This is a genomic window from uncultured Roseobacter sp. (assembly GCF_947501835.1).
GTDB lineage: Bacteria > Pseudomonadota > Alphaproteobacteria > Rhodobacterales > Rhodobacteraceae > Roseobacter.
The window spans coordinates 244033-269357 of record NZ_CANMXR010000006.1; the positions used below are offsets into that span (position 1 = coordinate 244033).

Sequence of the window (25325 nt, forward strand, 5' to 3'; positions counted from 1 at the left end):
TGTACGAAGCTGTACAACCCGTCGCGGGCGATTTCGCAAGTTCAAATCTGTGCAAGCAAGCAGAAAATTACAGCTATTGGCCGATCACCAGACGACCATCCGTCGCGCTGATCTCCTGCATGAATTTGGTGACTGCATCCGTGTCCATCGGGCGCGCCAGGCCAAAACCCTGCAGGTAACAGCATCCGAGCTCCTGCAGTACCGAGACATGGTCAAACGTCTCCACGCCTTCGGCGACGACGCTGACATCCAACATCTTGCCAATCCCAATGATCGTTTTGATCAGGTCGCGCTGACGCTTGGACACAACAATCGGTTCGATCAGCAGTCGGTCGATCTTGAGCCGTTTGGGGGCAATCTGCAGCAGGCTCACGATGGAGGCGTGCCCGCTTCCGAAATCATCGATTTCAATCTCAATACCCAGTTGTTCGATTTGTTTCAGGTTGCGTTCGATGACGTCGTTTTTTGAATCGAGAAAGGCCGATTCCAATAGCTCGAACGATATCTTTCCGTGGGGCAGGTTCAGGGGTTGCAAGCGTTCGCCCAACGTCGGGTCATTGAGCCGATGCGAGGAGACATTGACTGAAATTCTTGGAATATCAAAGCCTTGAGATTTCCACTGTTCCAAATCGTAGAGTGTTTTGCGCAACACCAACTCGTCAAAATGTGCGACAAGTCCCATATCCTCGGCAGTGCTCAGGAACTCTTCCGGCATGATCAGGCCAAAGGCTTTGCTTTCCCACCTGACCAGAGCCTCCAATCCGGTCAGTTCAAGTGTCTTTGCATCGAACTGCGGCTGATAGTGACAGGTAATCTCACCCTGATCGAAACCGGCCAAGAGCGCATCAAACGAATTTTTCCGTCGCCGTGCGTCCTGCTTCATTTCGGTGGTGAAAAACCGGAACCGACCGCGGCCCGCCTGTTTGGCTGCGTAAAGCGCGAGGTCGGCATTGATGAAAAGACTGCTGTTCAGCGGCTCGCCATCCTCTGACACCGCGATTCCGATGCTTGTGCCGATATTGCACTGCTGCGAGCCGTAAAAGAACGGTTGCGACATGTCATTGATGATGTTTTTTGCAATGTCTTCAAGGATCTCGGTGCCCGGAACATCCAAGAGCAACGCCGCAAACTCGTCACCGCCGACGCGGGAGACCAACGCGCTCTCCGGCACATTCTTGCGCAGGATTTCGGCCGCATGTTTCAGAGTGGCATCACCGGCGTCATGGCCCAGCGTGTCATTGATCTGTTTGAAGTGATCGATGTCGAAATGTAGGACGGCCAGTTTAAGGGCGGCGGCGTCGGATCGCTCCACCAATTCTGTGAACATGTCGTCCAGATAGCGCCGATTTGCCAATCCGGTGAGCGCGTCGTGTCGGCTTTCATGTTCCAGTCTGGCGCGCGCAAGTTCAAGTTCCTCCGCGCGTTCATAATCGTGTGTGACGTCGAAATTGACGCCGTAATACCGTGCGCCATGCTCAGCATCCTGCACATACTTCCCGCGGGTCCGGATGTGCCGCACCGTCCCGTCGCGCTTCAAAAGACGATAGTCACAAGCAATGTCCTTGCCTTGCTTCAGGCATTCCTCGGAGAGCGCCAGTGTTGCTGCCTTGTCATCGGGATGAATGAATTCAGACCAGGCTGTTGCTCCCATATGGTTGCTGCTGCCTTCCAGTCCGAACATTTTCAGCAATCGGTCATCCCAGTACGCATAATTTGCGCCCACATCGAATTCCCAACGGCCCATTTCCGCCGCCTCCATCGCCGTGTCCAAACGCTCGGCCATGCGGTGCCGCTCCAACTCGACCGTCTTGATGTCGGTGATGTCGGTGTCGGTGCCAATGATCCGGGCCGGGAGACCATCCTTGTCGCGCCGCACGACACGTCCGCTGCTCAAGAACCAGACCCAGTGACCAGCTGTGTGTTTCTGTCTGAATTTGTAGTTGATCACATCCGTTTCAGCACACTCCAGGCGTCGGAGCTCCTCCTTGATGTGATCAATATCCTTTGGATGAATCGTCTCCAGCCAGGCCTCGTTGGTTGTCGGTATGGTGTCGTTTTCGGTCAGGCCGCGCAATGCGCGCCACGTCTTGGAAACAAAATGACGGTCACGCTCAAAGTCATGATCCCAGACTGCCTGATTTGCGCTCAAAACAGCGGTCTTCCAGCGCCATTCGCTTTCGGCCAGGCTCAGCCCTTCCAGGCGAGCCTCGGGATCTGACCCATCTTGGTTCTCCAGCCGAAAATCACTTGGTGTTTCCGTCGGCGTGGCACTAAAATCGGCGTCAAATAGTGCCCCTGGCTCATCACTGTCGATCGCTTCGCTTGAGGCCTGGAAGAGATATCCAAGAGTTGCGTGCTGAGGATCGCTCAACGCCGATACGTGCCATGTTTGGCTTTTGGAATAACCATCCAGCCTCAAGCAGACGTTCGCGATGGGCGCATCGTCGGGCAGTCGAACAACCAGCTGCTCGAAGAGGTTTCTCGCCTCCGTGCCATCCATCACATTTCGTACGTCCTGCCCGGTGATGGTGTTCTCTTCTCCACCGAACAAAACAGAGATCGCGCGTCGATTGGTGCAAAGAATAGAGTAGTCCAATCCCACGAAAAACGTGGGTAGCGCCAGTGAGTTCACCAGCGACTCCACAGAAAAGCCCAAACTAATGTTGTTCTTATGGTGCATTGGTACTCTCGAAACACTGGTTAAACGGTTAGCAATGGGCACTTAAAGCCGCGTTATCATATAAAAGTCGAACTGTTTTGACACCTTTGGTGGCTGGAAAGGTCTTTCGCCCACGCAGCGTGATGGCACCCAAGGCATCAAAAATTCGACCACTGGCAAACATGCAGTGGCGCAGGCCTGGGGTGATGGCCGTGGTTAATACGTTGCAATACACACAAGTACGGTACTATTTTGAGTTGTTAACATGTTGAACGTAATTTCTTTTTATGGAGATCGATACCCAAAGTTGCAGTGCCACAGGTGGCGATCATTTTTCGAAAATTTTGATGGGACGTGAGCTATGTCAATTGAGAATCCTGCCGTCATCACGTGGCGCCCGCTAGGGCTCGACGACATTTCGAAAATCGCCAATTGGTTTTGGGACTTTCAGGATGTGGCCTTGTTTGACCGCACGTTGCCCGTGCCGACCAGCGTGGATGCGCTGCGCGAAAGCTGGTCCAAGTCGATCGAATATTCGAAGTCGCCTTGTGGCTATTGGTTCATTGCCGAGGATGAACAGGGACAGCCTTTGGGGATCGCCGGGCTTGAATCGATTAACTATATTCAGGGGGATGCTGTCCTGCCGTTTTTCGTTGCGGAGGAATTTCGGAAAAGAGGGCTTGCCTCGGCGATGGCGGTTGCTGTTCTGGACCTGGCGTTCAAACGCCTGCGACTGCACAGGGTCACCACCTTTTACCGGGATGACAACGCAGCAACACAACGGGCTCTGCACAAACTGGGGTTCACGGACGAGGGCAAGTTCCGGGAAGGCTGGTTTGTCGAAGGCGAACGCAAAGATATCGTAATTGCTGGTATTCTTGGTTCAGAATGGTTAGCCAGCAGGGATCAGGTCATTGATAAAGTGATGGAATCCTGCAAGCTGTCGTTTGCGCCAACCTGTTGGAAAGAAGGTCGTGGGTAGCACCGAACAAACATCTGGACCACGCGAGAACCTCAGACGGCGTCTGGTGGCGATTGCTTTTGCTGATGTGGCGAATTTCAGTACGATGATGAGTGTCGACGAAGTCGGGACGACGATTTCCGTCACCAACCGTCTGGAGAAATTCCGCGAGGCGATCCGCGCGTATTCCGGAGAATTCAAGGGGTCGGCGGGTGACAATGCCTTCATGGTGTTTGAAAGCGCCGTGGATGCCGTAACCTTCGCCATCGAGATGCAGAAAATTCTAGCAGCGGAAAACGAAGGTCTGCCGGAAGAAGAGAAGATCTGGTTCCGCTTTGGCATCAACCTTGGGGAAATCCTGGTCAGTGGTGACGAAATCACCGGTGAAAGCATCAACATTGCCGCGCGGATCGAGGCCTTTGCCTCGCCGGGTCAGGTCTGTATTTCCGGCGCTGCTTATGATCACGTCTGCAACAAGCTGAAATACGGCTACGAATATCTGGGCGGTCAGGATTTCAAAAACATCGGTCGCACGATCGACGTTTTTCAGGTGCATGAAAATCCGACAACCGCGGCTATGACGCCGGGGCTGCGCCGCAATCTTGAAAACTCCGCCGAGTTCAAGGAACGACCCATTGCGAACCAATCCATCGTCGTGCTTCCCTTCGGATTTCAGGGCAGCAACCGGGACGATCAGTGGTTTGCTGACGGTCTGACCGAAGATGTTACCACGAACCTGTCGCGGTTTCAGGAGTTCTTTGTCATCGCGCGTGGATCGGCGAACATGTACGCGGAGCGGTCGAAATCACCCGCACAGGCCGCACGCGAACTGGGCGTGCGCTACGCCGTCGATGGCACCGTGCGCAAAGCGGGGTCGCGGATCCGCATCACATTGCAACTGCTGGACGCCTTGCAGGACAGAACGATCTGGGGCGAACAGTACAACCGTGACGTTGAAGACATATTCGATTTGCAGGACGAGATTACGCAGATCATCGTCTCCGCGACTGCCGCGCGGATCGAGGCCACGGAACGCGACCGGATGCGTCTTTTGCCGCCGGCAAACCTCATGGCTTACGGGTTTGTCCTCAAAGGGCACCGGCATGTTTTGAAGTATACGCAGCCAGAGGTGCGTCAGGCGCGTGACCTCTATGAAAACGCAATTGGCAGCGATGCGCGCTATGCGCGTGCTTATGCCGCGAAGTCCAGAACCTTCAATCTGGACTGGCGCTATGACTGGGCGGAAAAGCCGGAAGTCGCGCTTGATGACGCGCTGATTTTTGCCCGCGAAGCCATCGATCTGGATGAGGCCGACGCGCGCGGATTTGGTGAGCTTGGGTTCGCCCATCTCTATCGCAAGGAGCATGAGCCCGCGATCAACGCCTATGACCGGGCGCTAAAGCTTAATCCGAACGATGCGGATTTGATGTCCGACATGGCGGACGCGCTGGCGCACATGGGCCGGTCAGAAGAAGCGGTCGATCTGTTGCTGAAGGCAATGCGGCTCAACCCGTTTTATCCTGATCAGTATATCTGGCACCTGGGCGGCGCGTATTTCAACCTCAAGCGCTACGAAGAGGCGATCAGCACCATCCAGACGATGCAGAACCCAACGGAAGGACGCCGCATTCTCGCGGCGAGTTACGCGCATTTGGGCAAGGTCAAAGAGGCCGAAACCCAGGCTGATCTTGTGCGCCAGGCGCACCCGAACTTTTCAGTGGATCGCTGGGCATCGGTGCAACCCGACTTGCATGAAGAAGACGTGCAGCACTTCCTGGATGGGTTGAAGCGCGCGGGCCTTTAACTGCCCGCGCCGCGCCTGTTGTTAGTCGTTGGCGCCGCTGATCCGCGCACCTGATACCCGCGCACCGGACACTCGGGCCCCGGAAACGCGGGCCCCTGAGACACGTGCACCCGACACGCGGGCGCCGGAAACGCCGGCTGCGCCGTCGCCGCCCACCATGCCCAACAGCACGTCTTCAAACTTGCCCTGATCGACGTCCAAACGCACGGTTTCTTCGGTCTGCTTCACTGTCCATGCCTTCAGACTGGCAAAGAATTTCGCGTTTTTCGGGTTTGGCCCCGGAACGGCCACAGTGTCCGCATCGACGCCGTCGTCTTTCACTGTGAACAACACAGGCGTTGGAATTTCGTAGTAGGCACCATCGTAGGTGAACCCGTAAATCCGGGCAAATTGCTTGCCTTCCTTGCTGACTGTTGAGTCCGTTTCCAGCCCCTTTTTGATGACGGCCAAGTCATCAACATTACGACCGAACAATACGATTGACTGGGAAGTATAGAGTGATTCTGACATAATTTGTGATCCTTTGAAGAGCGAAATCTACTCTTTTCAGCCTGTTGTTTCTGTGTGTTAACCTATTCTGCTTTTTCAGTCCATTGGAACCATCGTCCGCACAGAATTTGCATGGCTGTCCTTGCCCAACGGTTCGAGTTGCGGGCCAACATCGACAATCCCAATGTCGCGTATTCTGAAATTGCCGCGGATCAGACGTTCAAAGCGCCCGCCGGTGTGTTCCTGATCCACTTCGAGGAAGATATCGGCAATATCCACGAAATTCAGATCCCGCCGATCGATCTTTTGCCAGGTGTCCGCAAGATAGGTGCCCAGAATATCGCGTGCATCCAGCAGCGCCATTTTGAACTTGTCGGGATGATCGGCGTAGGCTGCGTCGAACATCTCCTGCATCACCGGGGCATAATCGGCGGTGGCGAGCAACGTGTCGGAAAGATCCTCCATCTCTGGTGAAATAGCCCCGTAGTCCAAGAGCATCTCGTGAAAAAGATCCACCAGAATGTCAAAGAACGCCCCGGTCAGCGGTTGCGACAAGTGATGCTCCTTGACCCAGCCTTTTGCGAATTCTCCCAGACGCTTATCGTTGGCGGCGATCCGGATCTGCTTGTTTTCCGACAATTCCGCCACGCGGTTCACGGCGTTGAGCATGTAGAGATTGCCGCTGGTGTTCTCCAACAACAGGTCGACCAGCGAATTGAAGTGCAGGGACGAAATCAGCGCAACCAGATCGGCGGCGCTTTCGTGGAACCCGAAATATTCGCCCGTTACGTTGTTGGGGTCAGGCACGCCAACCTCGGAATAGATGATCGCATGGCCCAATTCATGAGCGATGACATCGAAATTCAGGCTGAAGGGTTTCAGGCTGCCGGTGGACCGATCCCCGCCCATTTCGATGAATCCGTAGCCGGAATAGGCGTTTTCCAGCGATGGCAGGATGGTCAGTTCCAAACGATCATGGGTCTTGTCGCTTTGCCAGGGGATCACCCGACCGAAATAGTCCTCCCAGATGTCCATCACAAAACGCACGGTGCCAAAGAGATGCGCGGTCTCGAATTGCGGGGTCCCAGGCTCCAGGTAGTCGAAGTGGCCTTCGGCGTCCGGCATGGGCATCTCTTCGATCTCACCGGTCCAGGGCGGGGCCAGCACGTCGGAGCCATCGGGCGAGATGCCATAGGGCTGTTCCTTCCCGATCGGAAAGATTGTGTACATCCGGTCATCCGACGGGCCCGGCCCGAGGCTGCCAGCAGGAGATGAAACCTCGATGATTTCCGGCTCGCGGTAAGCGTCGAGAAATTGCGGTTGTGGGAAGAGTTTAAACCGCGTTCCTTGCATGTTGTCGTGGCCCCCGCCCAGTCATTCCTGCGATATGGCTACCGCATTCGCGCGCGCCCGTCTATTCATCCAGAAAACTGCAGTCGCCAAAAAGCTGGTATGCCTCGTCCGATGCCTCGGGAATGGCCGCGCGGGGTCGGCTCCAGGTTTTCGTGGCATTCAGCCATAGATTGGTTTCTTCGAAATGATAGTTGGGCTGGGGCGTTTCAAAATCGCCTTTTGCCAGACGCGTCAGAAGAGCATGGGCGTCAATGCGTTTCTGATCGACCTCGTTTTGGTCAATCCAGCCGCGCAACTCCTGGCGCAGGGGATCGGGTATTTCCTGCGGCGCCGTGGTGCCCAGGACGCTGTCCCATGTGCGGGTTTTGTAGAACTGAGACTTTGCATGGCCCGCGATCCATGCGGCCTGGTCTTGCGTGATCACCTGTGCGGATTGTGCCGCGTCAAGCGTGGCACGCACGTTCACCATCGCGAGGCTCAACTGCGGGTATCCCAACTCCTCAGGACCATGCAAAAGCGCGACTTCATCATCATCTTCAAGGGTTTCATCGCGGTAGGCTTCGAATATCTGCCCGATGCCGATCATGCCGAAGGCGTGCAATTCCGCCGCCCGAAGCGCACCCATGCTGGCGGCCCCAAACACCGGGATGCCTTGCGTCAGCGCCCAGAGAATTTCCTTGTGCCACACCGACGGGGCGCCTTCGAAATATCCGTCAATAATGCCGATGGCCTGTGGCCGGTCGCGCGTGGCCAGATATACATCCCCCTGTTGCACGGGCGGGCGCAGATCAAAATCCCCAATTGACCCAGGATCGAGACCTGCAATGGACGGGCCGGCAAAGACAATCACGGTGCATGTCCTCGGCGCGCGCGTTCGCCCATAACATAGGCGTCATCGTCATGGGGGGCTTCCAGTCCGGGGATGATGACGCGGACCACGGGAATGCCGAATTCCTCTCGCGTCAGATCAACGACGGCAATTTCGTCAATCCCCACCGCAGACAACCGCGCCTTGAGCCAGGTCAGATCCGCCTGCAAGGTCTCGTTTATCGCGCCGGGCAATATCTCGAAACGGCGCATCCCGGTCTGATCGGTCAACAGATCCGCAAAGGCGTCGATCTTCTGCTGGCGCCCCTCGCTGCTGAATTCGTCATGAAAAAGATCCTCGCGCGCGCCGGTGATGTAATTGAGCCGGGTCTGCGCCGCCTCATTCAAAGCGCGGTTCAGGGCGATGGCGGGATCCGGATGCGTACCGGAGCCGAGACCGAGATGCCCCTCTGGCGACCATGCTTCGTGGATGACGCAGAGCACGCTCGCCACGCCAACATCGGTGGTCACGTCCCACAGCGCGCAACTCAAACCAGCCTCCTGGAACTTGCGAAGGGTTTCGCGCGCGACGGCCTCGGTGACCGACGCAGGGTCAAGCCGCGTTGCGCGTTGCGCGTCCTGCGGCAAATGGTGCCAAACCGCCAGGGCATCGCGTTCAATCACCTCGCAGATCGCATGGCAGATCGCCTCCAGCGGATGGTTCCCGGAGGCCAGTCCATTGGTGCTCGCCGGGAAATATCCGGTGTCCTGTGACGCGGGATGGGTGTAATCCGCATGCACCATCTCTAGCGGTACCAGCTTTTGCGCATCGCTCATCAGATCGGTGGCCATCACCCAATGCATCCGCAGGGTTCGCCGCGGGGTTGGTCCGGGCGTTTGGGGCAAACGCGCTAGATCGATGAAGTCGTGCCTGGCCGAAAGATCAGCAGCGCTCGCGAAGAATACGGCGCGATCAAAATGCTCCGCATGCCAGATTTCAATCGCTTCCATGAGCGCCGATGCTTTGGCGTGATCGTATGTCGCCCCCTTGCCTTGCGAGATCGCAATGGAGCGTGCGTTGGGGCGGATGGCGATGGCAACCGGCACGGAGATCCGGTCCAGCCCGGTGACATTGGCGACGCGCGTGATCCCGAAGTCATGCATCATCGGAACGATGCGTGCGAGTGTTTCCTGAGCGGTGCAAATGCGATGCGATCCCTTCAGCAATTGTTTGTCACTGCTGTCCTGGAAATCCATATGTGGCATGCTCACTTTACCCTTTTTGATATTCAAACCACACTTGTCGAAGGACTGGAATGGCCTTGTTTCGCGATGATCTGACAGGTAGGGCAAGAATTCAGGCCGGATAGACCCCGCGCGCGCGATCCTCTAATATCGCCGCGCAAGGCCATGTCAGGCCGCTGAAAATACGGCTCAAATCGCCCATGAATATCCGGCAAATGCGCATTCTTATTGCGGTGATCGACACTGGCTCATTCGCAGCGGCAGGGGATGCCATCGGGCGGTCGCATTCCGCGATCAGCTTGCAGATCAAAGCGCTGGAGGAGGAGCTTGGCGTGGTCCTTTTTGACCGCGTCGCGCGGCCACCTCTTCCGACGCCCAAAGCCCGGGCACTCGCCGATCACGCGCGCAAGGTCATCGCCCTTTTCGATGCAGCCGAAGACGTCGTGACGGGTCAAATGGTGCGCGGGCGGCTGATCGTGGGCGCTGTGCCGACCGTATTGAGTAGTTTTCTGCCCCGGGCGTTGGCTGAATTGAAAACGCTGCATCCTGAATTATCCTTCGACGTGCGCAGTGGCAGTTCCGACAGTCTGGCGGATCAGTTGGGGCAGGGCTTGTTGGATGTGGTTGTCTGTACCAAACCGCCGCGCCCGATTGCGGGGTTGGAATGGCACCACATCGCGCAGGAGCCCCTCGCCGTGATTGCGCCAAAAGATGCAGAGGGGGATGAAAAGGCGCTGCTGACGACGCAACCCTTCATCTGGTTCAACCGCAAGACCTGGGCGGGTAGCGGCATCGAGGCCCGTTTGAAGGAACGTGGAATAGCCGTGAATGCCACAATGGAAATAGACTCGCTGGATGCCATTCAATCGATGGTACGCGAAGGGCTCGGGGTTGCGATTGTCCCCGTTTGCCGGGGCAGCTCCGGCGTGTGGCCCCGCCTCCGCTCCGTTCCCTTTGGTGACCCGCCCTATGTTCGGGATGTCGGTGTGCTTGTAACAGATGGTGTCTCCTCAGACCCCCTGATCCGGACATTCCTGCAAGCGCTCTGATCATTCAAAAAGCTCATGTAATTTGCAAGATAAACTCGATATCCTGCTAAATACTAATGTTGTAAGCTGTCCGTGATCCCGCCGCGCTGGAGCTTTGCGATGTTTGACAGATCCTTTCAGGACACCCCGTCGAGTTTTCTGACCGAAGAGCAATCTGCGTTGCGCGCGCGCGCCCGTGCTCTGGCCGAAGAGGTGGCGCGGCCCTTGGCGGCGGAGACGGATCGTTCCGAAACCTATCCCACCGAAGTGGTGCATCAGCTGACCGACGCGGGTTTCATGGGCATGTCCGTGCCGCAGGATCTTGGCGGGCCCGGAATGTCCTGCTTTGAGATCGCATTGGTCGTCGAAGAATTTGCCCGCTGTTGCGGCGTGTCCGGCCGCATCGTGGTTGAGGGCAATGTGGGTGCTGTGGGGGCGATCATCGCCTATGGCACTCCAGCGCAGCGTCAAAGTGCCGCCGAGTACGTGCTATCCGGCGACAAGCCAGCCATTTGCATCACCGAACCGGGGGCGGGCAGCGCGGCGACCGACATGACGACAACCGCTGTACGCGATGGCGACAGCTGGGTGCTGAACGGGGAAAAACACTGGATCACCGGCGGCGGAGTATCCCGGTTGCACCTGGTGTTCGCGCGTGTGGTGGAAGACGGTGTTTTCAAGGGCATCGGCGGGTTCATGGCCTACCTTGGAGAGCCCGGGTTGGAGGTCGGCGCCCGTGAGCCCACCATGGGATTGCGCGGCATTCCGGAAACGCAAATACGCTTTGCGAACATGCGCCTGCCACTGGATCGGCTGATCACCCCGCCCGAAGGGATCGAGCGCGGCTTTGCTGGATTGATGAATGCCTATAATGCTCAGCGGGTGGGGGCTGCGACGGTCGCCTTAGGCATCGCGCAGGATGCCTTTGAGGCTGCCTGCGCCCATGTCAAAACGCGCGAGCAATTCGGCCGCCCCATCTCCGAATTCCAGGGCTTGCAGTGGATGCTTGCGGATATGTCCATCCAAATCGAAGCGGCGCGCATGATGATTTGGCGTGCGGCAAAAAGTGCAGAAGTCGGAACCTCGGGTTTTCCGGACCCGATGCTTGCGGCCCAGGCCAAGGTTTTTGCCTCGGAAATGGCGGTCAAGGTCACGAATGATGCGCTGCAATTGCACGGGGCGGCCGGGTATTCTCGTAACAATCCGGTCGAACGTATGGTGCGGGATGCGCGCATGTTCACCATTGGCGGCGGGACCGCACAGATGCTGCGTAACCTGATTGCGGGTGGGGCTTTGGATATGAAAACCCCACAAACACGGGATGGCTACACCTGTTTGGCGGCGGAAAATCGCGGAAAACCGTCGGGCTGAAAATCCTCGCGCGCGTTGACAAAATGATAGATTTTTCGTGAACGCGGCGATCCTGAGTGCAATTTTTGCACAAGCGACTAGGTTACGCTCATCCGAAACCGCCAAGGGCAGCCTGCAATGCGCACACAGACCGTCATCGATACTCCCACGTCCTTCAAAGATTTGCGCGGCGTGCCGGTTTCTTACCGAGACCGCAACGCCATCGACGGGTTGGAACGTGCGATTTTGATGTCTCTGTCCTTTCGCGGGGACGCCATTGCCGAGATCGATGAGGTTCTTGCGGCGCATCCTGATTTCATGATGGGATGGCTCTTCAAAGCGGGCTGGCTGACGCAGGCGATGGAAACGCGCATCTACGATGTGATGGTCGAGAGCCTGGGTCAGGCGGAGCGTCTGCTGCCGGGCGCCAATGACCGGGAGCGCGGGCATTTTGAGGCGGTCCGGGCCTGGGTGCAGGGCGACTTTTTCGGTGCCGTGCAAAAGTGGGAAGCGGTTCTGACGCAATATCCGATGGACCTGCTGGCGTTGGAACTGATCCATTACACGATGGTGTTGCTGGGTGACGTGCCGGGGCAGCGTGACGTCGTCGCCCGCGTTTTCAACCTTTGGGATGAAAGCATTCCGGGGTATGAGTTCGTCTTGGGTTTTTATTCCTTCGGGCTCGAGGAAAACCGTGATTTCGCCCGTGCGGAGGAGCTTGCGCGGCAAGCCTTGGCCATTCGCCCAGACAACCCCTATGCGGTGCACACGGTCAGCCACGTGATGGAAATGCGCGGTCGTCAGGCGGGCGGTATCCGGTTCATGCAGGATCATGCGGGCATGTGGGGCACCTCAAATTTTGCCAACCACCTGTGGTGGCACACCGGCCTCTATCACCTTGATCTGGAACAATATGATCAGGTTTACGGCATCTTCGACACACATCTCGATTCCCGCAACAAAGACGGCCATAAATACGAAGAGCTGGATGCCGCAGCCCTGCTGTGGCGCATGAACCTGGTCGGTCAGGACGCAGGGGACCGCTGGACGCATCTGGCCAATAAATGGGAACCGGCGGCTCAGGACACGCTTTATGCCTTCAACGATGTGCATGCGATGCTGACGTTTGTATCCGATGACCGGGTGGATGCGCAAAAGGCGCTCCTGTCCGCGAACGAACGCTATCTGGAGAACGCGTCTGATGCGAATGTAGCGATGACCCGTGAAATCGGGCTGCCATTCTGTCTGGCGATGCAGGATTTCAAACAGGAAAACTACACCCGTTGTGTCGACCGTCTGCTGCCCATTCGCTATATGACGCACCGGCTGGGGGGCAGCTACGCGCAGCGTGATATCATTGGCTGGACCTTGCTGGAGGCAGCGTTGCGAGCCCGGCAATTCGATCTGGCGCTCGCGCTGGCCAACGAGCGGACGGGGATCAAGCCGACCTCGGCGCAAAACTGGCGCGCCGTTGCCCGCGCCTTCAAGGGGCTTGGGGACCACGGACAAGCGGACCGCGCCACCGCAAAAGCGCAATCCTTGATCGCCGCATGACCCTCCTGAACAGCGATGCCGTCGGGCGCATCTGTGGACGTCGCTTGCAATAGCGCGATGTTTCGGGCCTTCTTTGTGTATTGTGACGGTGCCTTGCGCCGGAATATTGCATTGGAGCGTCTTTGACCGACCCGAATACCAAATCCCCATCCAATGCGCAGCGCGCGCTGCAGGCTCTGCGTGAGATGATCTTTTCAGGCCAGTTGGCAGCAGGGTCAAACCATCTCGAATCCGAACTGGCGGAGCTCTTGAACATGTCGCGCACACCGGTTCGCGAGGCTGTCTTGATGCTTGAGGGGCAGGGATTGCTGGAGTTGCGACCGCGCAAAGGGGTCCGCATCCTTCCGGTTTCCCCCGATGACATGCGCGAGATCTACGATGTTCTGACCGAGCTGGAGAGCCTCGCAGCAGAGCAAGCCGCCCAAAAAGGGTATGGCATTTCGGAGTTAGCGGAACTGGCCCGCGCCATTGAGGATATGGAAGTCGCCGTCGCTTCGGAAGATCTGGAAAAATGGGCCGAAGCGGACGACCGGTTCCATACGGAACTGGTCCGGCTGGGGCGTAATCGGCGTATCGAAAACATCGTCATGATGATGCGGGATCAGGTGCGCCGCGCCCGCATCACGACCCTGTTCATGCGTCCGATGCCGCTGAAGTCCAACGAAGCGCACCGTCGGGTCTATCAGGCGATTGAACAGGGGGATGCGAATATCGCCCGCGCGGCCCACCGGGCGCACCGTCAGCAAGCCCGCGAAATGCTGGTGGATCTGCTGGAGCGGCACCGGCTGCGAGCGCTGTAACATCTAGGCAATCTGGGGGCTGGTATGGGAACCGCTTCCCCGCTAGTTTGCACGCCTTCGCAACCCTCCGATACAGCAGGAATTCATGCACGACCGTCTTAGAATTGTCTCCGTCACCTACAACAGTGCCGAGGTCATCGGAGCATTTCTGGCCTCTGTCCCTGAAGGCATTGAAGTGGTCGTTGTGGACAACAACAGCCAGGACACTTCGCGTGATATTGCAGCAGCGCATGGCGCCAGGGTCATCGCATTGCCAAAAAATGCGGGGTTTGGAACGGCGTGCAATCGTGGCGCGGAAGGGAACCAGAAGGAATTCGTCTTCTTTTGCAATCCGGATTCGACGCTCACACCCGACTGCTGCGCGCTCTTGATCGCGGCGGCAGAAAAACATCCCCAAGCGGGTGCGATGAACCCGGCCATCCTGAATGGTAAAGGGGATTTGCGGCTGGACCGTCGCTCAGCCCTGATTTCGCGCGCGGAATATACCGACCGGCGGTATGCGGCGCCGGGAAACAAAGACAGCGTGCAGGTCAATATTCTGACCGGGGCGGCGCTCTTTTGCAGGCAGGCGGCTTTTGACGAAGTTGGTGGTTTTGACGAGAAGATTTTCCTCTACCACGAAGACGATGATCTGGTGTACCGGATGCGGCAGGCGGGCTGGACGCTGCGGATCGAACATGGCGCCACGGTCACGCATCTGGGGGGGAAGTCTTCTGGCAGTGCGATCAAGGGCGCCGCGCTCAAGGCCTACTTCATTGCGCAATCGCGGATGTATGTGGAGCGGCAGCATGGCGTTTCCATGCCGGGCTTGCGGGCAGCTGTCCGGGCGGTTGCAAAGCTGCTTTCGCCTTTGACGCTTTTGTCCGCGCGCAAACGCGCTCAGGCGTTTGCCTATCTGAAGGGCACGCAGCGTTTCGATATGACCCGGTATCAAAATGGCGACTACATGCCCTAGGATGTCGAAGATCTATGGATCGAGCATGAGGAACACCGTCGATACATGCCGAGCGCGCCGCATATTGACAGCGGGTTGTGGCACTTTTGGCGCTGGATGGTTTTGAAGGGTCGCAGGCGCGGATGCGGACGGGGGATTGGGTGACTGTTCCCCCAAAAGAGGGTGCCCTAGCGGTGAATTTCGGAAAATTGCTGCAGCGCTGGACGGGTGGCGCCAATCAGACCCCGATCCACCGGGTCATCGGCGTCGGCACCGAGCGCTTTTCAATTCCGTTTTTTCGGGAGCCTTCGGTGAATGCGGTCATCTCGCATATTCCGGGATGCGGCGCACCGTTTGAGCAGGATATTTACGGCGATCATCTTTGGGAAGCGACCGTCGGTTTCGTGGAGCAGCGTGGCATTGCGCATTTGCGCCACCCGAAAGGGATTGGCGCGGCCTCCTGATGTGATGTTTCGAAGCTGGGCCGCCCCGGGTTTCTTGGGTGCGTCGATGGGATCCGTCCGCGCCTACTAAGCCAAGATGTTCGCGCCTTTCATGTGACAGCAAAAGTGCCGCGATGGATGCCAGATACCCTTGCCGATGACACGTGCCCCGATCCCTCCGACCCGTGAGAAAACGCCGTTGGGCAGAAAACACGTGACAACATGCTTGAATGCGCCCGGTTTCTGGCCTTCGGTGCCTTGACTTCCCGGTGCTCAAAAGGTGTATCTGGCGCGAAATTTGACCCCGAAGGGAAACATCCATGCATGCCTATCGCAGCCACTCCTGCGCCGATCTGACCGCTGATAATGTGGGCGAAAAAGTCCGCCTGTCGGGCTGGGTGCACCGTGTGCGAGATCACGGCGGCGTTCTGTTCATCGATTTGCGCGATCACTATGGCATGACGCAGGTTTTGTGTGACCCCGACAGCGCGGTTTTCGCGCAGGTGGAGAAGGTTCGCGCAGAGTGGTGCATCCGCATCGATGGCGAGGTCAAGGCACGGGACGCATCCCTTGTAAACGCGAAGATTCCGACCGGTGCCATTGAAGTCTATGTCCGCGACATCGAAGTGCTGGGCGCCGCCGGTGAATTACCGCTGCAGGTCTTCGGCGATCAGGAGTATCCCGAAGAGACGCGGTTGCGGTATCGGTACCTCGACCTGCGGCGCGAAAAAATGCAGGCCAATATGGTGCTGCGCTCTGACGTCGTATCATCGATCCGCCGTCGCATGTGGGACACAGGCTTTCGCGAATTTCAGACACCGATCATCACCGCGTCCAGCCCGGAAGGCGCGCGCGACTTTCTGGTGCCGTCGCGCTTGCACCCCGGCAAATTCTACGCGCTGCCACAGGCGCCGCAGCAGTTCAAACAGCTGTTGATGGTGTCCGGTTTCGACAAGTATTTCCAGATCGCGCCTTGCTTCCGTGACGAAGACCCGCGCGCGGACCGATCGCCGACCGACTTCTACCAGCTCGATCTGGAGATGAGTTTTGTCGAGCAGCAAGACGTTTTTGATGCGATCCAACCCGTCCTGACCGGTATTTTTGAGGAATTCGGCGGTGACAAAACGGTAGATCAGGAGTGGCCACAGATTTCCTATAAGGATGCCGCGCTTTGGTATGGATCGGACAAACCTGACTTGCGCAATCCGATCAAGATGCAGGTGGTCTCGGAACATTTCGCAGGTTCCGGATTTGCGATTTTTGCCAAGTTGCTGGAACAGGAAGGCACTGAGATTCGTGCTATTCCGGCCCCCACCGGCGGTAGCCGCAAATTCTGCGACCGGATGAATGCCTTCGCGCAAAAAGAAGGGTTGCCCGGCATGGGATACATCTTCTGGCGCGATCAGGGCAACGGCATGGAAGCCGCGGGTCCGTTGGCCAAAAACATCGGGCCGGAGCGCACCGAGGCCATCCGCCAGCAGCTTGGCCTTGAGGTCGGCGATGCCGCGTTTTTCCTGGGCGGTAAACCCAAGACCTTCGAGGTCATTGCCGGCAAGGCGCGCAATGTCATCGGTGCCGAGCTTGGCCTGACGGATGAAAACCGCTTTGCCTTTGCCTGGATTGTGGATTTCCCGATCTATGAAAAGGATGCCGAGTCCGGCAAGATCGATTTTGAGCACAACCCTTTCTCCATGCCACAGGGCGGGATGGCGGCGCTGGAGGGCGATCCGCTGGATGTGCTGGGCTATCAGTACGACCTCGCCTGCAACGGCTATGAGCTGGTGTCGGGGGCCATTCGGAACCACAAACCGGAGATCATGTTCAAAGCCTTTGAAATTGCAGGCTACGGTGAGGATGAGGTGCGCAAGCGTTTTGGCGGCATGGTCAACGCATTCCAATATGGCGCGCCGCCCCACGGTGGATGTGCGGCCGGGATCGACCGGATCGTGATGCTGCTCGCTGAAGAGAACAACATTCGTGAGGTTATCCTGTTCCCGATGAACCAACGGGCCGAAGATCTGATGATGGCGGCGCCGTCGGAACCAACGAGCGACCAGTTGATGGAGCTTGGGTTGCGCGTCATTCCACAGGACTAGAGGTGACTGAATTGTGGTTGGCCAATGGCCCGCCCCGTTCTAACGTCTGAGCATGACTGTGTCCGACCGCCCGCAACCCTTCCTCGGAACCCCGGTTCCTGATTGGACGCCGCCCGCAGCACCCGTGGGTGCGCCGATGGCCGGAAACTTTGTGGCGATGGAGAAGTTGGACGCGGACGCGCATGCCGAGTTGCTTTATCGGTCATACGAAGGGCAGGACCACGTCTGGGACTATTTGCCCTACGGCCCGTTTTCCGCCTCGGCACTCTATCATCGCTGGGTGCGTGAAACGGTGCAGGATCCGGCAACACTGTTCTATGCCATCCGCAATCTCGAAAGCGGGAATTGGGAAGGTGTCGCGAGTTTTCTGCGGATTGATCCAACGAACGGCTCCATCGAAGTCGGGCACATCAATTACAGCCCGGCCTTGCAACGCACGCGCGCTGCGACCGAGGCGATGTACCTGATGATGGATTGGGCGTTTTCGCAGGGCTACCGGCGTTATGAATGGAAATGCAATGCTTTGAACCTTGGCTCGCGCAGAGCGGCACAGCGCTATGGCTTCAGCTTTGAAGGTGTCTTTCGGCAAGCAACCATTGCAAAAGGCCACAATCGAGACACCGCGTGTTTCGCGATGATTGACAGTGAATGGCCAGCGCTGAAGGCAGCATTCGATGCCTGGCTGGCACCGTCGAATTTTGATGCGCAAGGCGTGCAACGCGAACGTCTGGGCGATTTGACCCGATTGGTCCGGGTGACGAGTGATCCTGCGCTCTAGATCGCGAGCTTTTGGGTCAGCCGTTCCTGAATGAGACCCGCAATCTTGGCGGTTTCCGTGCTGGCCGGTTCGCCTGCAGCACGTCGTTTCGCCAGTGCTTTGGCCGCTTTTTCCAGCACGTCATCCTGCGCCGACCGCGCGACACCCCCAAGAAATTGCGCAACATAGTCGAGCGCCTGATCATCGGCGGGGTCTTCCAGAACATCCGCGATATGGGCCATGTCGTCCTGGAACGCCATGCGGTCGGGATGAATGACCTCATCAGGCAATTGGCGCAGCCCGCTGGGTTGGCGATCTGCGGGCAGATTGGACAGCACCGCTTGTTGGAATGCCGCCAGTGACGTGATCGGTTTTTCCAGAAAACCGTCGGCGCCCGCGGCAAGGGCCTGTGTTTCGCCATCAAGATCGCCGGAGGTGCCCAGAACGACATCGACACGCGGTTCGGTTTGGGTCAGTTCGGCAATCAAATCCACGCCATTCCCATCCGGTAGGCCAAGATCAACAATGACCACCGAGGGGCGATAGACCTGCAGATGGCGGCGCGCAGAACGCAGGCAATCGGCGCGACGGATACGCGCCCCGCTGCGCAGGCAAAGCAACCGCATCGCCTCGCAAGCAAATCGACTGTCTTCGATCACCAATACCGTCAAGCCCAGTAAAGGACGCGTGGCAGTTGGCGCAGGTATTGTCGCGGCAAAGGGGTCAGTTTTTTCCATGATCGCCTCCGGGGTGACTCGGGTTTCGACTCAGCATGGCGCATATATGGCTAACAGCGCGTTAATGGGCCTGCGGCGGTGCGTCACTTGCATCGCGCAGGCCATAACAGCATAAGCGCAGTCAGAAACTTTGGGTGGGAGACTGTACCATGATTGGCCGTTTGAACCATGTCGCCATTGCTGTTCCTGACTTGGAGGCTGCGGCGGATCAATACCGCACTGCACTAGGCGCAAACGTCGGCGCACCCCAAGATGAGCCGGACCATGGTGTCACCGTCATTTTTATCGAACTGCCCAATACCAAGATCGAACTGCTATACCCCTTGGGCGAAAACAGCCCGATTCAGGGGTTTCTGGACAAGAACCCTTCGGGTGGCATCCACCATGTCTGCTACGAAGTGGACGACATTTTGACAGCGCGCGACCATCTGTTGGAAACCGGCGCGCGGGTTCTGGGGTCCGGCGAGCCGAAGATCGGGGCGCATGGCAAGCCGGTATTGTTCCTGCACCCCAAGGATTTCAACGGCTGTCTGGTGGAACTGGAACAGGTCTGACACCGGATAGGGAGGGGACGTAATGGGCATTACATCTGCAATGGTACTGTTTGCGGTGATCTGGTCGATGACCTTTCTCATCGTCCTGCCCATTCGTGTTCAAACCCAGGGTGACCTTGGTGAGATCGTGCCGGGCACACATGCGGGCGCGCCCGAAGTGCACAATCTGCGCAAAAAGGCCTGGATCACCACAGCGATCAGCGTGGTGCTCTGGATCATCATTACCTCAATTATCGTATTTGAAGTGATCACCGTGCGTGATCTGGACTGGTTCAACCGTGGGACGCCTGCCGCTGAAGCAAGTGAAACAAGTGGGTAAAGGTTGCCGCGCCCAGAATCGGAATGATCAGGTTCAAGAGCGGAATTGACAGCGGGATCGCCATTAGGAACCCCGCGATCCAGATCGTCGGCATGTGACGCGCGCGCAGCACCTTGGCCTCTGCCCGACCCACGCGCCTTATGGCTGCCAGCGTGAAATACTCACGACCCAGCAGGAAACCGTTCAGCGCCCAGAAGATCAGCGGCGCGGCCGGGGCGAAGATCAGATACAGAACAAGGGCCAGAATGTTGGCCCCGATCAAGACGCCGAGGAAATTCACAGTATCCCGAAGGGCGTCACCGATGGGCACCGGCGTGGCCTTGGGCAGCGTCGGGTAGTGTTCGTCTTCGACGGCCTGCGCCACGGTATCCAAAAACATCGACGTGATGGCCGAGGCGACCGGCACCATCAGGAAGGTCGACAAGATCGCCAGCAAAACCGCAGACCCCCACCCGACCAGATCATTGAGCCAGGTCACCTCGCCGATGAAGGGCAGGGATGTCTGATCTCCGACCAGACCGCCCAGAAACCAGATGAAAACCGCAGAAACCGCAATCAGCAACGCCAGCGTCAGAGCCACCCCGATGAGCAGCACACGGCGAAACCGCGGATCCGTCATCTGCCCCAGCGCTGCAAAGAAGGCGGTTAAAATCATTCGGGCATCCAGGTTGTAATGCTGTCCAGATCGGGTCTGGGCCGGTCCGGCGGGGTGGATGTTTCAGTGCCGATGTGGATCAAGCCTGCGATCCTTTCATGGTTGTCGAGACCCAGGGCCTCTTGCATGAAGCCCCGGTCATGGCTGGGCCAGCCACTGAGCCAGTTTGCGCCCCACCCCGATGTAAGTGCTGCATTCAAAAGCGCAAGGCAGACCGCCCCGGCGGAATAGGTCTGCTCCAGCGGCGGGATTTTCTCGGAGGGTTTCTGGACTTCGATTACAGCAACCGCCAGATGGCCCTGATCGAACTGACCCCGGCCTTTATCGACCTGTTCTTCTGCAAGGCCAAGCTGTTTCCCACGGGCTTCGGCGATATCGGCTAGCCGCGCCATGGCCGCTTTTTCGATGACGATGAAACGCCAGGGTTCGAGCTTGCCATGATCGGGCGTGCGCGCTGCGGCCTGCAGCAGGGGCGTGAGTTCTTCGGCGGTGGGCACCGGCGTGGTCAGCGTTTTGGCCGGGCGCGATCTGCGTGTGGTAAGAAAGTCAAAAGCTTGGGGGTTCGGTGTGGGCATGAGATCAGGTCCTCAAGATCAAAGAAGCGTTGCGAGATGGTCGATTTCACCCTTGAGAAAGGCGTCAAATCGAGGACCTGGCTGTCGAACGTCGAGGGCTGGGCCGAGCGGGTCGGGGGCGGTGATGGTACTGCCGGACAATGCTTCAAGCGTCGCATGACCGCAGAACGGCACATAGACCTCGGAATAGCCGCCCTCGTGCACCAGCACGAGGCGACCATCACATAAGGTCTCGGCGGCGTCTTTGACCCGCAGCGTCATTTGGCGAAAGGTTTCCGCCGTCGCCAGCATACGGGCCAGCGGGTCGATGGCGCTGGCGTCAAACCCGCAAGCCACGATGATGATGTCCGGCTGAAAGGCTTCGATCTGCGGCAGCACAATCGTGTCCATCGCATGCAGATAAGCGCTGTGCCCGGTCCCGGCGGGCAGGGGCAAGTTAATGTTATACCCTTCACCCGCACCTTTGCCACGGTCCGCGATGGCGCCGGTATCCAGCGGGTAGTTGCCTTCCTGATGCAGGGAGATCGTCAAGACATCATCGCGGTCGTAATAGATGGCCTCTGTGCCATTGCCGTGGTGCACATCCCAGTCCAGCACGACAACGCGTTGCGCCATGCGCTTGGATTGTGCCGCCTCAATCGCAATGGCGATATTGGCCAGCAGACAGAAGCCATTGGGGAAATCCGGCAGGCAATGGTGACCGGGGGGACGGGACAGCGCATAGGCGTTTTGCACCTCGCCCGTCAGGACCGCCTCCACGGCGGCCACGGCCAGACCCGCGGACAGGGCCGCGATCTCGTATCCGCCCGAAGCAAAGGGCGTCCGCCGCCCCAATTCGCCGCCGCCTGCGTCCGAGAGGCGTTTGAATTCATCAAGATAGCTTTCCGGATGCACGTGCAAAAGCGCCTCGCGACTGGCCTCAGGGGCGCTGCGCATGTCGAGTTCCATGGAAATCCCGGTGACATCCATCAGGTTTTTCAGGCGTCTTTTTGTCTCTGGATTCTCCGGCAGCCCGCCAGCGGCAAGGGGTTGCACGTGGCCGCCGATGGGCAGCGTGTAGGAATAGTTTCCGCCCGCGTGCCAGAAACATTTTTCGTCCCAGAAAAACCCGGTTGCCATGATCGCAGTCACCCCATGCTGTGTCGCGGGGAAGGTGCCGCAGCACCGCGCGATTGTCCATGCGGTGCTGTCATGAGGTGCCGCATCGGATGATGCGCCTAATCCGCCTCGGCCAATAACGCGGTTACGTCCAGCGGATCATTGACCATCGCCAGATTGTCCTGTCCATCGCGCGGCCAATCTTCGCGCACACGGTCGCGGTAAAGCTCGACGCCATTGCCATCGGGGTCGCGCAGGTAGACAGCCTCGCTGACCCCATGATCCGCGGCACCCTCGAGCGCGATACCGGCATCCGAGACGCGTTTCACCGCCGCAGCCAGGCTTTTGCGATCAGGATAGAGGAAAGCCGCATGATAAAGCCCGGTATGCCCATCCGGTGCCGGGGTGCCACCCTTGCTGTGCCAGGTGTTCAGCCCGATGTGATGGTGATACCCACCGGCACCCAAAAACGCGGCGCGATCACCGTACCGCTGTGTCACGTCAAAGCCGAGAATATCGCGGTAAAACGCAATGGCGCGATCAAGATCCGCGACCTTCAAGTGTACGTGCCCGATGCTGGCATGGGGAGGGTGAGACATGTCCTGTTCCTGTCATCAAAATGATAAAGAGAACATAATCTTGGGAACAGTTTCACGCCAGATGCGCATTTGCGCAGCAACTGTGCGCCATCTGCGAGCAACAGTCGGCGAAGTTTTGCCATTTTAGGACGGAAAACGAGACAAATTCCGCCACCTATGGTAGCATCTGCGTTGGGCTACGGGTGATAACTGCATGACACGCATTGCAAATTTTCTAACGTCGCAGGATTTCCTGCAAAGGCTGATTGTGTCGCCGCGTCACGCGCTGGCCGCGCTCTTTGGCTTGGTCATCGGACTTGTTGCGATCTTCTTTCCTAAGGAATTCTTCGTGATTCTGGCCGGATTGATCGGGACCGCAGCTGGATATGCGCTTTATAACTTTCCCAAATCTGACAATCCCGTTGCCACCTTGCGGCCGCTTTGGAAGATGCGCCGCCTGCATGCGGTGATGTTGGGCAGCCTGACGACGGCCTGTCTCGCTGTGCTGCTGTTTCTGCAAGGCATCGGCGCATTCGATGACCAATCCACCGGCAGCGCTGTTTATACCGCTTTGGCCTATGCATTCTTCGCGTTCAGCGTGTCATCGTATCTCTTTGGGCGCCAAAGCCTGTCACAGGCGCGGCGCAAAATGGCGAAGGCCAGCGTGGAGGAGGTGCACGCATGGCAAATGCGTGCGGATGCGGCGCGCAAAAGCTCCCTGCTGGACGTTTTCTAGACGCTTTAGCGGACCATCCCGACAATCTCGTAGGTCTTCTCCAGGATCGGCACAGTGATTTCGCGTGCCTGCCGCGCGCCTCGGGCCAGAATGCGGTCAATCTCTGCCGGATCCGCCATCAGACGCGCCATCTCGCTTGAAATCGGCGAGAGCTTTGAGACCGCCAGTTCCGCCAGCAGTGGTTTGAACGCACCAAACTGCTGACCGCCAACCTCGCGCAAAACGTCATCTACGGATTGTTCGCTGAGAGCGGCATAGATGTTGACCAGATTGCGCGCCTCGGGCCGCTCAGACAGGCCTGCAGCTTCGGATGGCAAGGCGTCGGAATCAGTTTTGGCCTTGCGGATCTTTTTGGCGATCGTATCGGCATCGTCAGTCATGTTGATCCGGGAGGCATCTGAGGGGTCCGATTTCGACATCTTCTTGGACCCGTCCCGCAGTGACATCACGCGTGTTGCCGCCCCTTCGATCACCGGTTCCGTGATCGGGAAGAAATCGACGCCGTAGTCGTGGTTGAACTTGGTCGCAATATCGCGGGTCAGCTCAAGATGCTGCTTCTGGTCCTCGCCCACCGGCACATGGGTGGCGTGATAGACCAGAATATCGGCCGCCATCAGCGCCGGATACCCAAAAAGGCCGAGCGAGACGTTTTGTGCATTCTTGCCCGCCTTATCCTTGAACTGCGTCATGCGCTGCATCCAGCCCATGCGCGCCACGCAGGAGAAAATCCACCCCAACTGCGCATGCTCCGGCACCTGGCTCTGGTTGATCAGGATCGATTTTTCCGGGCTGATCCCGCTGGCGATGAACCCCGCAGCCAACTCGCGCGTGTTGTGCTGCAGATCGCTCGGGTCCTGCCAGACGGTGATCGCATGCAGGTCGACCATGCAATAAACCGTGGGCATTCCAGCGTCCTGCATCTGCACGAAACGCTTGATCGCCCCCAGATAATTGCCCAGCGTCAGCCCGCCCGACGGCTGAATGCCGGAAAAGACACGTGGCGTAAAAGTCGGGGTTGTCATGTCGGTCTCCGTTCGTGCTGGAAAAGCGGTTTGCGCTGGCTTACCCATGGGTCAGAGCATCGTCAAGGAATGAGCCAATGCAGGACCACAAAGAAGCCTCGCCCGTCAATCCGCTGCCGCCCGTGGTGGTGATCCTGTTCCTGGCGATGGCCCTGCCGGAGGCCGCTTTCAGCCTTGGGGCCAACGGTCTGCTGGGCGGTGCCGAGGCGGTGGGCTGGCGGCTGTCTGCGGTGCAGACTTATGCCTTTTCAGGCGACATCTTCGATTGGATGGTGAGCAACGGGCGCTGGCTGCCCGAACATCTTTTGCGGTTTTTGACCTATTCGTTCGTGCACACAAGTTTCACCTCCACGCTCTTTGCCATCGTCTTCCTGCTCGCTTTGGGCAAGCTGGTGGGCGAGGTCATGGGGCAGGTTGCGGTGCTTGTGCTGTTTTTCGGCAGCGCGATTTTCGGCGCCCTGATCTATGGGCTGCTTTTGAACGACCAGACCTGGCTGGTGGGTGGCTTTCCCGCCGTCTACGGGCTGATCGGAGGCTATTCCTTTGTCATGTGGCAGAGCCTCGGGGCCAAGGGTGAGCAGCAATTGCGCGCTTTCACCCTGATCGCGATGTTGATGGGATTACAGCTGATCTGGGGCGTCTTCTTTGATGTTGGCAACGGCTGGGTCGCCGATCTCGCTGGGTTCACCTTCGGCTTCGGCGCGTCTGCTGCCTTGGTGCCGGGCGGGATTGCCCGCGTGCTGGCCGCCATGCGCCGCGATTGACCGCGCC

25 protein-coding genes are annotated in these 25325 nt (G+C 58.1%); 14 read left to right on the forward strand and 11 right to left on the reverse strand.

The features are described from left to right. Positions 1-73 precede the first annotated feature (73 nt). A complete protein-coding gene (locus tag Q1A20_RS14420; protein ID WP_299917261.1) occupies positions 74-2632 on the reverse strand; it encodes a GGDEF and EAL domain-containing protein in 2559 nt (852 codons plus the stop codon). Positions 2633-3020: 388 nt separating this feature from the next. On the opposite strand from Q1A20_RS14420, the gene Q1A20_RS14425 reads away from it, so the two are divergent. Both Q1A20_RS14425 and Q1A20_RS14430 read left to right on the forward strand, forming a co-directional pair. Further along, complete coding sequence (locus Q1A20_RS14425; RefSeq protein WP_298969446.1) at positions 3021-3641, forward strand: GNAT family protein; 621 nt, start codon at positions 3021-3023, stop codon at positions 3639-3641. Then, entirely contained in the window at positions 3634-5424 is a 1791-nt protein-coding gene (locus tag Q1A20_RS14430; RefSeq protein ID WP_298969447.1) for a tetratricopeptide repeat protein, read from the forward strand. Before Q1A20_RS14425 ends, Q1A20_RS14430 begins: the two co-directional genes overlap by 8 nt. 21 nt (positions 5425-5445) lie before the next feature. Here the strand turns inward: Q1A20_RS14430 and Q1A20_RS14435 are convergent, their stop codons facing one another. The 4 genes from Q1A20_RS14435 to Q1A20_RS14450 form a co-directional block, all read right to left on the reverse strand. Continuing rightward, positions 5446-5934: a pentapeptide repeat-containing protein gene (locus Q1A20_RS14435; RefSeq protein ID WP_298969448.1), complete on the reverse strand. Its 489-nt coding sequence runs from the start codon at positions 5932-5934 to the stop codon at positions 5446-5448. 75 nt (positions 5935-6009) lie between these two features. Then, positions 6010-7266 carry a hypothetical protein gene (locus tag Q1A20_RS14440; protein WP_299402100.1) on the reverse strand — a complete coding sequence of 419 codons (1257 nt, stop codon included), beginning with the start codon at positions 7264-7266 and terminating at the stop codon, positions 6010-6012. 61 nt (positions 7267-7327) lie between these two features. After that, positions 7328-8116: a TfuA-like protein gene (locus Q1A20_RS14445; RefSeq protein WP_299402102.1), complete on the reverse strand. Its 789-nt coding sequence runs from the start codon at positions 8114-8116 to the stop codon at positions 7328-7330. Next, positions 8113-9339, reverse strand: coding sequence for a YcaO-like family protein (locus Q1A20_RS14450; protein ID WP_299402104.1), 1227 nt, complete (start codon positions 9337-9339; stop codon positions 8113-8115). Before Q1A20_RS14450 ends, Q1A20_RS14445 begins: the two co-directional genes overlap by 4 nt. A 194-nt stretch (positions 9340-9533) precedes the next feature. On the opposite strand from Q1A20_RS14450, the gene Q1A20_RS14455 reads away from it, so the two are divergent. From Q1A20_RS14455 to Q1A20_RS14490, 8 genes are all read left to right on the forward strand, one after another. After that, a complete protein-coding gene (locus tag Q1A20_RS14455; RefSeq protein WP_299917263.1) occupies positions 9534-10367 on the forward strand; it encodes a LysR family transcriptional regulator in 834 nt (277 codons plus the stop codon). A gap of 99 nt (positions 10368-10466) precedes the next feature. Continuing rightward, complete coding sequence (gene acdA / locus Q1A20_RS14460) at positions 10467-11717, forward strand: 3-sulfinopropanoyl-CoA desulfinase (RefSeq protein ID WP_299917264.1); 1251 nt, start codon at positions 10467-10469, stop codon at positions 11715-11717. Between the two features lie 117 nt (positions 11718-11834). Next, the gene (locus tag Q1A20_RS14465) at positions 11835-13250 is read left to right on the forward strand and encodes a tetratricopeptide repeat protein (protein WP_299402109.1); all 1416 of its coding nucleotides are present in this window, start codon (positions 11835-11837) and stop codon (positions 13248-13250) included. Between the two features lie 122 nt (positions 13251-13372). Next, positions 13373-14050 (forward strand): GntR family transcriptional regulator, encoded by a 678-nt coding sequence (locus Q1A20_RS14470; RefSeq protein WP_298969455.1) that lies wholly within the window; start codon positions 13373-13375, stop codon positions 14048-14050. 85 nt (positions 14051-14135) lie between these two features. Then, positions 14136-15005, forward strand: coding sequence for a glycosyltransferase family 2 protein (locus Q1A20_RS14475; protein WP_299402111.1), 870 nt, complete (start codon positions 14136-14138; stop codon positions 15003-15005). Between the two features lie 77 nt (positions 15006-15082). After that, positions 15083-15448 carry a 2OG-Fe(II) oxygenase family protein gene (locus Q1A20_RS14480; protein ID WP_299402112.1) on the forward strand — a complete coding sequence of 122 codons (366 nt, stop codon included), beginning with the start codon at positions 15083-15085 and terminating at the stop codon, positions 15446-15448. Between the two features lie 299 nt (positions 15449-15747). Further along, the gene (gene aspS / locus Q1A20_RS14485; protein ID WP_299402113.1) at positions 15748-17523 is read left to right on the forward strand and encodes an aspartate--tRNA ligase; all 1776 of its coding nucleotides are present in this window, start codon (positions 15748-15750) and stop codon (positions 17521-17523) included. A gap of 52 nt (positions 17524-17575) precedes the next feature. Continuing rightward, positions 17576-18301, forward strand: coding sequence for a GNAT family protein (locus Q1A20_RS14490; RefSeq protein WP_299917267.1), 726 nt, complete (start codon positions 17576-17578; stop codon positions 18299-18301). On the opposite strand, the gene Q1A20_RS14495 is transcribed toward Q1A20_RS14490, so the two are convergent. Continuing rightward, positions 18298-19017 (reverse strand): response regulator, encoded by a 720-nt coding sequence (locus tag Q1A20_RS14495; protein ID WP_299402115.1) that lies wholly within the window; start codon positions 19015-19017, stop codon positions 18298-18300. The genes Q1A20_RS14490 and Q1A20_RS14495 overlap by 4 nt on opposite strands. 149 nt (positions 19018-19166) lie before the next feature. On the opposite strand from Q1A20_RS14495, the gene mce reads away from it, so the two are divergent. Further along, positions 19167-19571: a methylmalonyl-CoA epimerase gene (mce, locus tag Q1A20_RS14500; protein WP_299402116.1), complete on the forward strand. Its 405-nt coding sequence runs from the start codon at positions 19167-19169 to the stop codon at positions 19569-19571. Positions 19572-19593: 22 nt separating this feature from the next. Beyond that, entirely contained in the window at positions 19594-19890 is a 297-nt protein-coding gene (locus Q1A20_RS14505; RefSeq protein ID WP_298969461.1) for a DUF1467 family protein, read from the forward strand. Here the strand turns inward: Q1A20_RS14505 and Q1A20_RS14510 are convergent. The 4 genes from Q1A20_RS14510 to Q1A20_RS14525 all read right to left on the reverse strand — a co-directional run bounded on the left by Q1A20_RS14510 (position 19844) and on the right by Q1A20_RS14525 (position 22817). Beyond that, positions 19844-20545: an EI24 domain-containing protein gene (locus Q1A20_RS14510; protein WP_299402117.1), complete on the reverse strand. Its 702-nt coding sequence runs from the start codon at positions 20543-20545 to the stop codon at positions 19844-19846. The two genes, Q1A20_RS14505 and Q1A20_RS14510, sit on opposite strands and share 47 nt — an antisense overlap. Continuing rightward, the gene (locus Q1A20_RS14515; protein ID WP_299402119.1) at positions 20542-21120 is read right to left on the reverse strand and encodes a nitroreductase; all 579 of its coding nucleotides are present in this window, start codon (positions 21118-21120) and stop codon (positions 20542-20544) included. Before Q1A20_RS14515 ends, Q1A20_RS14510 begins: the two co-directional genes overlap by 4 nt. Positions 21121-21138: 18 nt before the next feature. Beyond that, positions 21139-22239 carry a class II histone deacetylase gene (locus Q1A20_RS14520; RefSeq protein WP_299402120.1) on the reverse strand — a complete coding sequence of 367 codons (1101 nt, stop codon included), beginning with the start codon at positions 22237-22239 and terminating at the stop codon, positions 21139-21141. A gap of 98 nt (positions 22240-22337) precedes the next feature. Continuing rightward, complete coding sequence (locus Q1A20_RS14525; protein ID WP_299402121.1) at positions 22338-22817, reverse strand: VOC family protein; 480 nt, start codon at positions 22815-22817, stop codon at positions 22338-22340. A gap of 193 nt (positions 22818-23010) precedes the next feature. On the opposite strand from Q1A20_RS14525, the gene Q1A20_RS14530 reads away from it, so the two are divergent. After that, a complete protein-coding gene (locus Q1A20_RS14530) occupies positions 23011-23532 on the forward strand; it encodes a hypothetical protein (RefSeq protein WP_299402122.1) in 522 nt (173 codons plus the stop codon). A gap of 5 nt (positions 23533-23537) precedes the next feature. Here the strand turns inward: Q1A20_RS14530 and trpS are convergent, their stop codons facing one another. Next, positions 23538-24554 (reverse strand): tryptophan--tRNA ligase, encoded by a 1017-nt coding sequence (trpS, locus tag Q1A20_RS14535; protein WP_299402124.1) that lies wholly within the window; start codon positions 24552-24554, stop codon positions 23538-23540. A 77-nt stretch (positions 24555-24631) separates the two neighbouring features. On the opposite strand from trpS, the gene Q1A20_RS14540 reads away from it, so the two are divergent. After that, positions 24632-25318 (forward strand): rhomboid family intramembrane serine protease, encoded by a 687-nt coding sequence (locus Q1A20_RS14540; RefSeq protein WP_299402126.1) that lies wholly within the window; start codon positions 24632-24634, stop codon positions 25316-25318. The last annotated feature ends 7 nt before the right edge of the window (positions 25319-25325 follow it).

What these genes read in the sequence shown, in the direction of transcription:
- Q1A20_RS14510 (WP_299402117.1), bottom strand. Translation starts at nt 20,545, where the DNA reads ATGATTTTAACCGCCTTCTTTGCAGCGCTGGGGCAGATGACGGATCCG.
- Q1A20_RS14525 (WP_299402121.1), bottom strand. Translation starts at nt 22,817, where the DNA reads ATGTCTCACCCTCCCCATGCCAGCATCGGGCACGTACACTTGAAGGTC.
- Q1A20_RS14505 (WP_298969461.1), top strand. Translation starts at nt 19,594, where the DNA reads ATGGGCATTACATCTGCAATGGTACTGTTTGCGGTGATCTGGTCGATG.
- Q1A20_RS14425 (WP_298969446.1), top strand. Translation starts at nt 3,021, where the DNA reads ATGTCAATTGAGAATCCTGCCGTCATCACGTGGCGCCCGCTAGGGCTC.
- Q1A20_RS14520 (WP_299402120.1), bottom strand. Translation starts at nt 22,239, where the DNA reads ATGGCAACCGGGTTTTTCTGGGACGAAAAATGTTTCTGGCACGCGGGC.
- Q1A20_RS14455 (WP_299917263.1), top strand. Translation starts at nt 9,534, where the DNA reads ATGCGCATTCTTATTGCGGTGATCGACACTGGCTCATTCGCAGCGGCA.
- Q1A20_RS14440 (WP_299402100.1), bottom strand. Translation starts at nt 7,266, where the DNA reads ATGCAAGGAACGCGGTTTAAACTCTTCCCACAACCGCAATTTCTCGAC.
- Q1A20_RS14490 (WP_299917267.1), top strand. Translation starts at nt 17,576, where the DNA reads ATGACTGTGTCCGACCGCCCGCAACCCTTCCTCGGAACCCCGGTTCCT.
- Q1A20_RS14495 (WP_299402115.1), bottom strand. Translation starts at nt 19,017, where the DNA reads ATGGAAAAAACTGACCCCTTTGCCGCGACAATACCTGCGCCAACTGCC.
- Q1A20_RS14475 (WP_299402111.1), top strand. Translation starts at nt 14,136, where the DNA reads ATGCACGACCGTCTTAGAATTGTCTCCGTCACCTACAACAGTGCCGAG.
- trpS (WP_299402124.1), bottom strand. Translation starts at nt 24,554, where the DNA reads ATGACAACCCCGACTTTTACGCCACGTGTCTTTTCCGGCATTCAGCCG.
- Q1A20_RS14465 (WP_299402109.1), top strand. Translation starts at nt 11,835, where the DNA reads ATGCGCACACAGACCGTCATCGATACTCCCACGTCCTTCAAAGATTTG.
- Q1A20_RS14450 (WP_299402104.1), bottom strand. Translation starts at nt 9,339, where the DNA reads ATGCCACATATGGATTTCCAGGACAGCAGTGACAAACAATTGCTGAAG.
- mce (WP_299402116.1), top strand. Translation starts at nt 19,167, where the DNA reads ATGATTGGCCGTTTGAACCATGTCGCCATTGCTGTTCCTGACTTGGAG.
- Q1A20_RS14540 (WP_299402126.1), top strand. Translation starts at nt 24,632, where the DNA reads ATGCAGGACCACAAAGAAGCCTCGCCCGTCAATCCGCTGCCGCCCGTG.
- Q1A20_RS14530 (WP_299402122.1), top strand. Translation starts at nt 23,011, where the DNA reads ATGACACGCATTGCAAATTTTCTAACGTCGCAGGATTTCCTGCAAAGG.
- Q1A20_RS14515 (WP_299402119.1), bottom strand. Translation starts at nt 21,120, where the DNA reads ATGCCCACACCGAACCCCCAAGCTTTTGACTTTCTTACCACACGCAGA.
- aspS (WP_299402113.1), top strand. Translation starts at nt 15,748, where the DNA reads ATGCATGCCTATCGCAGCCACTCCTGCGCCGATCTGACCGCTGATAAT.
- Q1A20_RS14435 (WP_298969448.1), bottom strand. Translation starts at nt 5,934, where the DNA reads ATGTCAGAATCACTCTATACTTCCCAGTCAATCGTATTGTTCGGTCGT.
- acdA (WP_299917264.1), top strand. Translation starts at nt 10,467, where the DNA reads ATGTTTGACAGATCCTTTCAGGACACCCCGTCGAGTTTTCTGACCGAA.